Here is a 13000-nt window from a genome sequence, read left to right on the forward strand (position 1 = left end):
TAGTTTATTTAGGGGAATTGTAAAATTCGGTAATTTTTTTGGCTTTTGAAAGCCCTACAACTTCCGCTATTTCTTTTTCGGTGGCCGCAGCCATTCTTTTAACAGATTTAAAATGCTTCAACAGTACGATCATCGTCTTTTCCCCAATTCCCGGAATACTTTCAACCGAAGTCTGAAGCGCACTTTTACTTCTTTTATCCCGGTGGAATGTGATCCCAAACCGGTGTGCTTCATTTCGCAATTGCTGAATAATTTTCAGGGTTTCTGATTTCTTATCCAGGTATAATGGTACCGAATCGCCGGGATAGAATAATTCCTCCAGCCTTTTTGCAATACCAATGATTGCAATCTTACCTCTCAATCCCAGTTCATCTAAACTTTTCAGGGCTGACGAAAGCTGTCCTTTTCCCCCATCAATTATAATGAGCTGTGGCAAAGGCTGCTCTTCCTCCAACAGTCGTTTGTACCTCCGGTATACGACTTCTTCCATCGAAGCAAAATCATTGGGACCTTCGACCGTTTTGATATTAAAATGACGGTAATCTTTTTTACTGGGTTTTCCATCTTTAAAGACGACGCATGCCGCCACAGGATTTGTCCCTTGTATATTGGAGTTATCAAAACATTCGATATGCCTTGGCTCTACAGAAAGGCGTAAATCCTTTTGCATCTGCGCCATTATTCTTTTGGTATGCCTATCCGGATCTACAATCTGCAATTGTTTTAATTGCTCAATCCTATAAAATTTAGCATTGCGTATGGAGAGATCCAACAGTTGTTTCTTATCGCCCAACTGCGGCACAGTCACTTTTAAACCCTCTCCCAAATCCACCTCAAAAGGTACAATAATTTCCCTGGACAGCAATTTAAAACGTTCGCGAAGTTCCACAATCGCCAGTTCCAAAAGTTCCAAATCGGTTTCTTCCAGCTTTTTCTTAATTTCCATCGTATGCGACCGAATGATAGAACCATGGGAAATTTGCAGGAAATTAATATAACCCACACTTTCATCGGAAACAATGGAGAACACATCAACATTGGTAATCCGGGGATTTACAATCGTCGAACGGGACTGGTAATTCTCCAGCACTTCAATTTTATCTTTGATCTTTTGTGCTTCTTCAAATCGCATTTCAGACGCCAGCGTAGTCATCAACTTACGGAAATCCTTAAGGCTTTCTTTGAAGTTCCCTTTCAGTATTTCCCGTATGGCATCAATATTATCCTGGTATTCCGCCAAAGGCTGATAGCCCTCACAAGGCCCTTTGCAGTTTCCAATATGATATTCCAGGCATACTTTGTATTTTCCTGAATCGATATTGGGCTTATTGAGGTCGTAATTACAAGTCCGTAACGGATAGAGTTCTTTAATCAGGTCGACTAACGTATGTACCGTTTTAAAACTCGTGTAAGGCCCAAAATACTCTGAACCATCCTTGATCATATTGCGGGTAGTGAATACTCTGGAAAACGGCTCTTTTTTTATACAAATCCACGGATAGGTCTTATCGTCTTTCAACAATACATTGTATCGTGGCTGTAAGGTTTTTATAAGATTATTCTCCAGAAGCAGGGCATCGGTTTCCGTAGGGACAACGATGTGCTTGATGGTATTTATTTTACGCACAAGGACGTTTGTCTTACCAGTATCGTGTATTTTATTAAAATAGGAAGCGACTCTCTTTTTCAGGTTCTTTGCTTTTCCAACATACAGGATTTTCCCGTCTTTATCATAATACTGATAAACACCGGGCCCATCAGGAAGCGTTTGAATTTGAAGTTCTAAAGGAGTTTGCATTTTACAAAGTTAATCGGATAAATCGCAAAATCCAATTATTTAAAATCTCAAAAAAATGCTAATTTTTACCCACAGCATACAGTTGCCTCTTTTTATTTATTTTTTTGGATCGGAATAAGTACTTTTATACTTTCTATAGCCGATATGACTCATAAAAACAATCATACTATTACCATCTTAGATGAAAGTATCGCTCCGGGCGAAACCAAAACGATCAACATGGAAATTGCAAAACTGCATACCATGACGAAACTCAAAATCCCCATCATCGTTTCCCGATCTAAAATTAATGGCCCTGTCGTATTATTTTCTGCAGGATTGCATGGGGATGAAATTAACGGCACAGAAATCGTGCGCCAGCTGATCACCAAAAAAGTAAACCAGCCTAAAAAAGGGACGATCATCTGCATCCCGATCATCAACATATTCGGTTTCGTCAACCAAAGCCGTGAATTTCCGGATGGCCGCGACCTGAACCGTGTTTTTCCAGGAAGCAAAAATGGATCCCTTGCGAGTCGGTTTGCCTATTACCTGATGAAAGAAATCATTCCCAATGTGGACTATTGTGTCGATTTTCACTCGGGTGGCGCCAGTCGCTTTAATGCCGCACAAATCCGAATTGCCCCCTCCAATCCCGAGTTACGGGCTTTGGCTGATATTTTCCAGGCTCCATTTACCTTATTTTCTAAAAACATACCCAATTCCTTCCGGAACTCCTGCGACAAAGCCGGTGTCAAGATGTTACTTTTTGAAGGGGGGAAATCCCAGGATATTAATTCCTCGATTACTGTAGAAGGGGTGGAAGGCGCGAAAAGACTATTACAGCATCTGGGAATGCTCTCCGACAAATTAATCGCTTCCCAGCGTGTGACACCAACTATTCCTATTGAAAAGTCGGCCTGGATCCGCGCAAAATATTCAGGATTGTTCCACAACCATACCGAAGCGGGAAAACTGGTGGAAAAAGGAGAAGAATTAGCCCTTATAACGGATCCATTCGGTAAAGTGGAGCACAGCGTTAAAGCCCCACATCGCGGCTATATCATTAATTCAAACCATGCGTCAATTGTATACCAGGGCGATGCTATTTACCACATTTCACTTTAACGATCCTCCGAATGACAAAGAAAGAACTCCGACAGAAATACAAAACACTACGCAACAGCCTGCCCGCAGACCAAATTGAAGCACAAAGCCTCGCCATTGCCAATCAGTCAATCGCCTTACCCATCTGGAACGGCCTGTACTACCATTTATTCCTGCCTATCACCGAGAAAAAAGAAGTCGACACCGAATTCTTACTTCAGGTTTTAGCGGGAAAAGATAAGGAGATTGTAATTTCCAAAAGTGATTTCGAGCACTGCAAAATGACCCATTATCTCCTGACCGACAATACACGGATCCAGAAAAACGAGTTCCATATCCCGGAGCCTGTCGATGGGATTGAAGTTCCTGTACGTAAAATTGATGTTGTATTTGTCCCCTTGCTTGCTTTTGATACTTCCGGGAACCGTATTGGATATGGCAAAGGATTTTACGACCAGTTTCTTTCGGAATGCCGTCCGGAAACCCTTAAAATTGGCGTTTCATTTTTTGATGCTGAACCGGTGATTACTGATATTTACGAAAATGACATCCAGTTAGACTATTGCATTACCCCCAACCGGGTGTATGCGTTTTAGCGATTACAATCTGCATTCCAATACTGGCATTTGCTCATCTTCTGCCCTCAACCTTTGGTCAGCCTGACAGCTGCAGCTACTTTTGATTCATCGCACAGCTATACAATCGGCAATCCGATTCCGGAACTTTGTTTTAGAGTAATTGGGTTTCAGCAGTACTACTGTAGCTTCTTAAAATGAATTATTGCTGTGGATGGCTTGCGAAAACGCGTTTATTAAATACGATCATAATCCCGACCCCAGTAGAAACGGCCATATCGGCTACGTTAAAGATGGCATTGAAGAATGTAAACGGTTTTCCGCCCCAAACCGGAAGCCAGGAAGGCAAATTGCCCGACCAGATTGGAAAATAAAGCATATCGACCACTTTACCATGAAACCAGGTTCCGTAAGGTTGCGAAGAGAATAATGTGGCCACTTCCGACTGACTGTCATTGAAGATAACCCCGTAAAAAACGGAATCAATAATATTACCAAAAGCCCCAGCCAAAATAAGCGCAATGGCTGTAATAAAATAAGCGGAACTATTTTTTTTCACGGCATCGTAAAGCCAATAGCCAATACCTCCTACTGCCACTACCCTGAAAAGGGTCAGAAACAGCTTACCATAAGCACCGGGGATTGCAACACCCCAGGCCATTCCTTCATTTTCTATAAATAAGATTTTAAACCAGTTAAAAACAGTTACATCTTCTCCTAAAACAAAATGTGTTTTGATATATATTTTTGAGATCTGATCAATTAACAGCACAATAACTATTAAAAGGTAGGCTTTCTTTAATGACATTTTCAGTAATTTATGGCGACAAAAATAAAGAATTAAAACATAAAAAACGCCCCGATATCGGAGCGTTTCAATTATTTATACAAATAATATGATTATTTCTGTAAATTTTTTGCTTCAATACTCATTGTAGCGTGCGGAACCAGTTTCAAACGGTCTTTTCCAATTAACTTACCGGTTACTTTACATACACCGTATGTTTTATTTTCAATACGAATTAAAGCATTTTTCAAATCGCGTATGAATTTCTCCTGACGTATAGCCAACTGTGAATTTGCTTCTTTCGACATGGTCTCGCTTCCTTCTTCGAAAGCTTTAAATGTTGGGGAAGTATCGTCTGTACCGTTGTTAAGGTCATTCATATAAGCACTTTTAATCAACGCAAGGTCTGATTGTGCTTTTTCGATTTTTTTTGCAATTAATTCTTTGAACTCTGCCAGGTCAGCATCTGAGTATCGTACTTGTTCATCTATCATAATTTCTTATTTTGAAATTAATACTATTGTTTTTACTTGGTCAAATTCAATTTCCGTACCGTTTTCGATACTATCTTTAAAAATCAGTTCTTTGGTAAGTGTTTCCGACTTGATATATTCCTCGTTACTTTGTATGGCTTCTTCAATAACACCATTCCTCTGAATGTATACCGTAATCTTATCCGTTACTTCCAGACCTGAATCTTTTCGTATATTCTGTATTCTGTTAACCAGTTCTCTGGCAATACCTTCTTTCCTTAATTCTTCGGATATTGTGATGTCTAATGCTACTGTAATCGATCCTGAATTCGCAACCAGCCATCCTTCAATATCCTGGGATGAAATCTCTACATCCTGCGAAGTTAAATTAATACTTTTGTCTGAAATGACAATATCCAATGCTCCGTCCTTCTCCAATGCAGCGATCTGCTCCTGCGAAAAAGACTGTATCTCTTTGGCAATCAGCCCCATATCTTTCCCAAAACGCGGCCCTAAAGCCTTGAAATTGGGTTTAATTTGCTTCACCAATATACCGGAAGCATCATCCAGTAACTCGATTTCTTTCACATTTACTTCGGCTTTTATCAGGTCGGCAACGGCTTCAATTTCCGCACGCTGATTCTCGTCAAGTACCGGAATCATTATCTTTTGCAAAGGTTGACGCACTTTAATCATCTCCTTCTTGCGCAGTGATAATACCAATGAAGAAATGGTCTGTGCCTTCTCCATTTTGCTTTCTAATGATTTATCAACAAAGTTATGAGCATATTCAGGAAACTGAGCCAAATGTACACTGTCATATTTTTCTGACTGTGTCGCCTGAGTTAAGTCTCTGTAAAGTTTGTCCATAAAGAATGGCGCTATAGGCGCACCCAATTTGGATACGGCCAAAAGGCAGGTGTACAGGGTTTGGTAAGCCGCTATTTTATCCTGGGCATACTCGCCTTTCCAGAAACGTCTCCTACACAAACGTACATACCAGTTACTAAGATTTTCCTGAACGAAATCAGAAATCGCACGTGCTGCTTTTGTAGGCTCGTAATCGGCATAGAAACCGTCTACTTCCTTAATAAGCGTATTCAGTTCTGAAAGCATCCACCGGTCAATTTCAGGACGCTCATTCAAAGGTACCTCGGCTTCACTATAACTGAAACCATCGATATTAGCATACAAGCTAAAGAATGAATATGTATTGTATAGCGTTCCGAAAAACTTCCTGCGTACTTCAGCGATACCATCGATATCGAACTTTAAATTGTCCCACGGATTGGCATTTGAAATCATATACCAACGTGTCGCATCCGGACCGTATTCTGTCAAAGTCGTAAATGGATCAACTGCGTTCCCGAGACGTTTGGACATTTTCTGCCCGTTTTTATCCAGTACTAAACCATTCGATACTACATTCTTATATGCTACCTTATCAAACACTAAAGTCCCTATGGCATGTAAGGTATAAAACCATCCTCTCGTCTGGTCGACACCTTCTGCAATAAAATCGGCTGGAAATGCTTTATTTTCATCGATCAGTTCTTTGTTTTCAAAAGGATAATGCCATTGCGCATAGGGCATGGCACCTGAGTCAAACCATACATCGATCAGGTCACTTTCGCGTTTCATCGGCTGGCCGGAAGGAGAAACCAAAATGATTTTGTCGACTACATTTTTATGCAGGTCTACCAAATCATAGTTTTGCTCTTCCATATTCCCTATTTCAAACCCTTTAAAAGGATTCTCTGCCTGGATACCGGCTGCTATCGATTTTTCTATTGCAGTGTACAGCTCCGCTACAGAACCAATCAGGATTTCTTCCGATTTATCTTCTGTCCTCCAGATCGGCAAAGGAATTCCCCAATAGCGGGAACGGGAAAGATTCCAGTCATTTGCATTTTTAAGCCAGTTCCCAAAACGGCCTTCCCCGGTAGCTTTCGGCTTCCAGTTGATGGTTTCATTCAGGTCGAACATACGTTCTTTGATCTCGGTTACCCGGATGAACCAGGAATCGAGGGGATAATATAAAATAGGCTTGTCAGTTCTCCAGCAATGTGGATAACTGTGTACGTATTTCTCTACCTTAAAGGCTTTATTTTCTTCTTTCAGGCGTATTGCGATTTCTACATCTACGGATTTTTCCGGTGCTTCGCCCTCATTATAATATTCATTTTTTACATATTTCCCGGCAAAATCCTCCATGTGACTGGTAAACTTACCCTGCAGGTCTACTAAAGGCACTAAATTGCCATTTTCATCCTGAACCAACATTGGCGGTACCTCAGGATTTGCTTCTTTCGCTACTTTGGCATCATCTGCACCAAATGTAGGCGCGGTATGTACGATTCCGGTACCATCTTCTGTGGTTACAAAATCACCTGAAATAACGCGAAACGCATTTTCAGGAGTTTGGTAAGGCAATACATACGGCAATAATTGCTCATAGCGAATGCCTACCAAATCGGTTCCTTTGGCTTCTGCCAGGTAACGGAACGGTATTTTTTTATCGCCTTCTTTAAAATTTGTAAAATCAGCCTCCTCGGTGCTTTCAAAGAAATTCTTACCGAATTGCTTGCCCACCAGGTTTTTGGCTAATACTACATTTACAGGCAGGAAAGTATATTGATTGAATGTTGCTATCAGCACATAATCGATCTTTGGCCCTACTGTAAGTGCTGTATTGGAAGGCAATGTCCACGGTGTAGTGGTCCACGCCATAAAATCTACTGCTCCAAATCCCTGAAAAACGGCAGGCAGTGTTTCAGGTAAGGTCCTGAATTGCGCTACGATCGTTGTATCGGTCACATCGCGATAACTTCCCGGCTGATTTACCTCATGAGAGCTGAGTCCTGTTCCTGCTTTTGGGGAATAGGGCTGGATGGTATAGCCTTTGTATAGCAGATTTTTATCGTAGATCTGTTTCAGCAGCCACCATACGCTTTCCATATATTTGGACTTATAGGTTACATACGGATCTTCCATATCTACCCAATAGCCCATTTTTTCGGTAAGGTCATTCCAAACATCGGTATAACGCATCACTGTTTTTTTACAGGCTTCATTATATTCTTCAATGCTGATTTTCTTCCCGATATCTTCTTTTGTAATACCAAGTTCTTTTTCTGTTCCAAGCTCTACCGGCAGTCCGTGTGTATCCCACCCGGCTTTACGTTTTACCTGAAATCCTTTTTGAGTTTTATAGCGACAAAAAATATCCTTAATCGATCGTGCCATCACGTGGTGAATTCCCGGTAAACCATTTGCCGAAGGCGGCCCTTCAAAAAACACATACGGTTCAGCACCTTCACGGGAGGTTACACTTTGCTGGAATATCTTTTCTTCTTTCCAGAAATCAAGCACTTCATTAGCCACATTTGGCAGGTCAAGTCCTTTGTATTCAGTAAATTTTGCACTCATTTTTGTCCTATTCTAAAATCGATTTGCGAAAGTAATGATTTTTTTTATTACTTAGCCGTTTCCCGATTGATAGTTATGGCTTCAGTGCCTATAGCCTGCCAAAGTTCCAAGTTCTGTTTAACAACAAACATTTTTTTTTTAAAACCAGTGATTTCCAGATCGATCCTTTTCAAAAGTGTAATATCCGAACTTTTACACCTGCCGTTCTTTGTCCGGGAGTGGTATGTTATGCGTTGCATTATAGCACTTTGTAAGCCATGCGGCAATAAAGGCTGGCCGTGCATACTCCAAATAATCCAGATAGAGCAGGTTTGCAAAATAGCCGGCCTCATTTTTTTGTTGATAGGATAATACATTGCCTAAATTACGATCGGCGTCGCTCGCATACATCCAGACTGCAGTGGGCGGTGTTAAAGTCCAGGAAAGCAAAAACAAGTCGCAGGGAACCTTAGGATCATGCGAACACTGCCCTTTAAATGCTGCTAATTTTTCCAACTGATCGTCTTTCATCTTTTCATAGCTCATCGTATTGGAATAGTCATCAAAAACCGTCAGGTGTGCTTTAGCCACATCTCTTGCATCCCAATCGCGGTAGACCCAAAAACCGGGCTCCGGGTCATTAATGGCCCAATCACCATCCACCACTACAATAATCCTGCTGCCCCATTCCAGGTACTGCCCCATTGTCAGATCGGCCAAACGGGTATTTTCAGGCAGGTGCGCAAACAGCCATGGCCCTAAATAATGGTGAATTTTCTTTTTCATTACGGTATAGCTGTCCGAACTAAAATCCTTAAAATGAGAAAATTTCAGGATAATAAGCTCTGTATGCCCTTCATTAAAAAAACGCTGTATATTCTGGAGTATTTCTTCCAATGGCGGCCCGACAATAATACCATGGCAGATGTACAGATTTCCATTGGGACGAAGATCAAAATAGCGGGCACCCGCATTCAGCTGTCCATAAAAATCAAGATCCTGCGTTTGCCCCAATGTGCTAATCCCCGAGGTATACATTCCTGCATCGTGTGTTGCTGGCAGTACCATTTTTCGCAATGCTACATTTTGAATAACTGGCAGCATATCGCGTATTAGATTGGCGGTATCCATCAGTCTTGAAGTGGAATACCACAATCCAAAACCGGTACCCCGATGTACCTGAACTGCAATCGTACCATCGGAAGACATTCCAACTACCGGAGTGGAGCCGGAATCATAATTTGTTGCAGGACTCCAAACGATCTTATTCCCTTTAACGACACCCGTAAGTTGCCATAAGCCTGTAAGCCCCTCCGATTCATGTATGGCCACCACCTTGCCGTTTCCGGTTACTGCTATACCCGGATGTGTTCCATCCTGATATTCGGTACTATTCCCCCAGACGATATCCTCCCCTTTGATCTGCCCAACGCGGTAAAATAATTTATCCCGCCATTCTGATTTATGTACTTCGATCACTAATCCGCTATTGGTGATACTTACCACCGGCATTACCCCGGAATCATATTTTCTGGATTTGCCCCAGGAAACGGCATTACCGTCCAGTTTTCCAACCCGGTAATACAATGTATCGAAATTTTGAGATTTGTGTACGGCCACTATAACTCCGTTATCATTTAGGGCTACATGAGGCTGCAGCCCACTATCGTATTTTTCCTCTGTACCCCAGGCAATGGTTTCTCCCCGGACAGCACCGACTTTATAGTAGAGTGAATTGGTAACCAAATTACTGGTTTCATGAACTTCAATTAGGGTATTGGCGTTATTCAGTGCGACAGATGGATTGTAGCCACTTGAATACCGTGTGCTTTTTCCCCAGGCCACAGTAGCTCCATGTATTGTACCAATATGATACCATAGGTCTGAAGCAACCTGAGACTTATGAACTTCTATCGCAGTATGAGTGTTGGTAGCCACCGCAGCAGATTGCCCGCTGTCGTATTGTAATGCAAGCCCGAATTGAATACTTTCCATAGTTCCCCCTTATTAAAATGATTTCATGTACTGCAAAACAAAAAACAAAGTCTTGCTTACTCAAAATTCAGAATAATACCTTTAGAAACAACGGTAGAAAATACCTGCTTTTACATCATCTTTTTATGGATTTCAGAAAAAGGATTAGATCAGCGGAAGGTCTTCCATCCGGATAATATTGTTTTGGATGGCATAAATAACCAGCCCGGCAATATTTTTGGCTCCTGTTTTTACAAAGAGATTGTTCTTATGGCCTTCTACAGTACGCTGTGTAATAAAAAGTGACTCTCCAATTTCTTTGGCCGTTTTCTGTTTGGTGATAAGCCGCAATATTTCTATTTCCCGCTCGGACAGTACATTGCCATAATTAAAGACTGGTTTTTGGGGTTTATTTGAAATCTGGGTGCGGATCATTTCCAATTGGTCTTCTTTGAAGTAAAAACCATTCTCTGCGACTATCCTGATAATTTCGACCAGCTCGATAGGAGAGATCCCTTTGGGAAGAAAAGCGGCCACACCTGTTTTAAACATAAATCCCATAAAGGAATTTTTATAATGGGAAGAAACCACAATTACTTTAATGGAAGGATAATGGGCTTTTAATTCCAGTGTCACTTCTACGCCGTCTAATTTTTTCATTTTTAGATCCAGCAGCAGTACATCCGGTAATTTTGGAATTCGGGGAAGCAAATCCATGAGATCTTCACCACTTTCAGCGGTGAATAAAACAGAAATATCTTCCTTTGCATTCAAATAATCCTGTAACAGACTGACGATAAGCGTATCATCATCGACGATACCTATGGAAATTGTATTCATGTGCTTTGAATTTTAGATTGTTGAAATAAAAACAATGCGGTAGTTCCTTTATCCTTTCGGGATTTGAATCGATAGAACCCCTCTAAATATTGCATTCGCAACTGTATATTCTGCATTCCCAAGCCTTTGGCCTCTTTTTCCGAATCAAAACCACAACCGTTATCGTGCACCAGCAGGATTAGCCAAAGATCTGTCTGCCGTAATTGTATGCTGATATGTGTTGCACCGGCGTGTTTGGATATATTGGTCATCAGCTCCTGAAAATGCGTGTGAGCTGGATTTTACTACGTACCGGAAAATCAACTTCTGACCGGATATCCTGGCGAAAGGCAATGGTCGTGTTTTTCTCCCAGGGAGCAATCAGCCCATAAATGAGCTCATGGAAGCTGGTATGTTCCAGCATGGGTGGACTCAGGTCATGGGAAATCCTTCTGGCTTCCTCGATACAGTCATTTAGTAACCGATCGGTTTCACTCTGGTCGTGCACCAGCTGATTCCTGATCCGAAGTACGGTCAGTTTACCAATTAAGGTATCATGCAAATCTGCTGCAAAACGCCGCCGCTCATTTTCCTGTACTATAATATTCGTTTCCTGCAGTTTTTTCTGATGGTCCAACTGCATCTTTGATTCTTTCAACTGATTTTCTACCATTCGCTTAAAACCCGTGTAAACGAGCCTTATAATCGAAAATACGAGTAAAAAAATCAATAAAATTACAATTACAATCCACGGTGCAATTGTTTGTGGGTCCTGCCATTTTTCCATATTGCACGGGTTAGAAACACATAAAACAACAGTGTCAGTATCAGGTTCGCAAACCAAAAATAAAATTTAAGTATCGAAGTTTCATTAATAAGGTAGTTAATCGGCAGGAAGAAAATCAAATTCAAAGAAAAAAAACCCAGTATAACCGAATTAAGGAGAAAAAGATCCCATTCCGTCTGTGTCTGGGAATTGATTTTTTCGAAGAAGTAGGCTATCGAAAAGCATACTATCAGAAAGGTGTCGACCACTTTGGAATACGATTGAAAATCTGCGACATGCAACATCTTAAGGCTCCAGATTTCCCAAAGCATAAAGAGTACCGCAATACCAATCCCTATTAAAAATACCTTCTTATTCTTTTTGAGCAGATTATAATACAATATGGAGAACACGCCAAGTTCCAATAGTGCAAAAATCAATATAAAAATCAAATTATTGCCGTATACATGTCCATAGATACGGCTTATAATATCTGTACTTAAAGCGATAAGCAAATAATACATAATGACTTTATGGCTCAAGTCCAGTGACCGGTAGCAATACACCCCAGTCACTACACCAACAAACAGAACTATAGGAGATACAAAAGTAAACAGATCCAACAGTTCGTAAAACGTCATACTTTCTCAGCCAGTTTCAAAAGGTTAAAATGTTCCGGCTCTAAGTCAAAAGGTTTGAATGGCGGAACAGGACGTACTGTATCGTAATAAACGACCTCTTGTACCTTGGTAAAATCAATTCCGGAAACGATCACTAAGTCTGCTGAATAGGCTGATTTATTCTCATCACTGGGCTTCAAGGCGAAATGACTTTGGTATACGTACTGTTCTTCTTCGGTTGAATTTTTCAGATATTCTGTAGGAATCGCAAAAGCCTTATAAATACCGTCTTTGGTATCAATGGTATCTTTTGCCCAGGTAGGAAAATCTTTATCCCAGGCCTGTATACGGCGCATGGCTTCTTCTTTGGAAATTTCGTGTCCGTTACCCAGGAGGGATTTGACATTGCATACGGTAATATGCTTTTCGATGACTTTGCGCTCTTCCCCGAATTTGTCACAATTGGACGGAATCAGGAAGAATTTCAATTCCCCTTTGCAAATGCCAGGGTACGCATGCAGGTAATCTGACTTCTCTTCTTTTTCTGTATCGTCTTTGTATTCGAAGTCGAAATACGTTCCCTGAGCCAGAAAACTCTCTATTTTTTTTAAATCTTTACAATCTGAATTCCAGTTTTTAATACTTTCCAGAATGGTGTCAAAATCGAATTGCTGTTCCATAATATTGGGGATAA

12 protein-coding genes are annotated in these 13000 nt (G+C 41.0%); 2 read left to right on the forward strand and 10 right to left on the reverse strand.

Annotated features, from left to right (window positions below):
• Positions 1 to 4 precede the first annotated feature (4 nt).
• Positions 5 to 1798, reverse strand: a complete 1794-nt coding sequence (uvrC, locus tag FK004_RS03555; RefSeq protein WP_108736015.1) for an excinuclease ABC subunit UvrC — start codon at positions 1796 to 1798, stop codon at positions 5 to 7.
• 144 nt (positions 1799 to 1942) lie between these two features.
• Between uvrC and FK004_RS03560 the strand changes: the two genes are divergently transcribed.
• Together FK004_RS03560 and FK004_RS03565 are read left to right on the forward strand one after the other, a co-directional pair.
• Entirely contained in the window at positions 1943 to 2905 is a 963-nt protein-coding gene (locus tag FK004_RS03560) for a succinylglutamate desuccinylase/aspartoacylase family protein (RefSeq protein WP_227871665.1), read from the forward strand.
• Between the two features lie 11 nt (positions 2906 to 2916).
• On the forward strand, positions 2917 to 3480 hold the full coding sequence (locus FK004_RS03565; protein ID WP_108736016.1) for a 5-formyltetrahydrofolate cyclo-ligase: 564 nt from the start codon (positions 2917 to 2919) through the stop codon (positions 3478 to 3480).
• Between the two features lie 181 nt (positions 3481 to 3661).
• On the opposite strand, the gene FK004_RS03570 is transcribed toward FK004_RS03565, so the two are convergent.
• The 9 genes from FK004_RS03570 to FK004_RS03610 form a co-directional block, all read right to left on the reverse strand.
• Complete coding sequence (locus FK004_RS03570; protein WP_108736017.1) at positions 3662 to 4267, reverse strand: lipoprotein signal peptidase; 606 nt, start codon at positions 4265 to 4267, stop codon at positions 3662 to 3664.
• A 92-nt stretch (positions 4268 to 4359) separates the two neighbouring features.
• The gene (locus FK004_RS03575) at positions 4360 to 4740 is read right to left on the reverse strand and encodes a TraR/DksA family transcriptional regulator (RefSeq protein ID WP_108736018.1); all 381 of its coding nucleotides are present in this window, start codon (positions 4738 to 4740) and stop codon (positions 4360 to 4362) included.
• 6 nt (positions 4741 to 4746) lie between these two features.
• Complete coding sequence (ileS, locus tag FK004_RS03580) at positions 4747 to 8148, reverse strand: isoleucine--tRNA ligase (RefSeq protein WP_108736019.1); 3402 nt, start codon at positions 8146 to 8148, stop codon at positions 4747 to 4749.
• A 192-nt stretch (positions 8149 to 8340) separates the two neighbouring features.
• Positions 8341 to 10122, reverse strand: coding sequence for a PI-PLC domain-containing protein (locus FK004_RS03585; RefSeq protein WP_108736020.1), 1782 nt, complete (start codon positions 10120 to 10122; stop codon positions 8341 to 8343).
• 144 nt (positions 10123 to 10266) lie between these two features.
• Entirely contained in the window at positions 10267 to 10941 is a 675-nt protein-coding gene (locus tag FK004_RS03590; RefSeq protein WP_108736021.1) for a response regulator transcription factor, read from the reverse strand.
• Entirely contained in the window at positions 10938 to 11192 is a 255-nt protein-coding gene (locus tag FK004_RS03595) for a sensor histidine kinase (RefSeq protein WP_108736022.1), read from the reverse strand. The genes FK004_RS03590 and FK004_RS03595 overlap by 4 nt, the downstream gene beginning before the upstream one ends.
• Positions 11192 to 11707 (reverse strand): sensor histidine kinase, encoded by a 516-nt coding sequence (locus tag FK004_RS03600; protein ID WP_108736023.1) that lies wholly within the window; start codon positions 11705 to 11707, stop codon positions 11192 to 11194. The genes FK004_RS03595 and FK004_RS03600 overlap by 1 nt, the downstream gene beginning before the upstream one ends.
• Entirely contained in the window at positions 11662 to 12327 is a 666-nt protein-coding gene (locus FK004_RS03605; protein WP_108736024.1) for a hypothetical protein, read from the reverse strand. The genes FK004_RS03600 and FK004_RS03605 overlap by 46 nt, the downstream gene beginning before the upstream one ends.
• A complete protein-coding gene (locus tag FK004_RS03610; protein ID WP_108736025.1) occupies positions 12324 to 12986 on the reverse strand; it encodes a hypothetical protein in 663 nt (220 codons plus the stop codon). The genes FK004_RS03605 and FK004_RS03610 overlap by 4 nt, the downstream gene beginning before the upstream one ends.
• Positions 12987 to 13000 lie beyond the last annotated feature (14 nt).

Source organism: Flavobacterium kingsejongi, assembly GCF_003076475.1.
Taxonomy (GTDB): domain Bacteria; phylum Bacteroidota; class Bacteroidia; order Flavobacteriales; family Flavobacteriaceae; genus Flavobacterium; species Flavobacterium kingsejongi.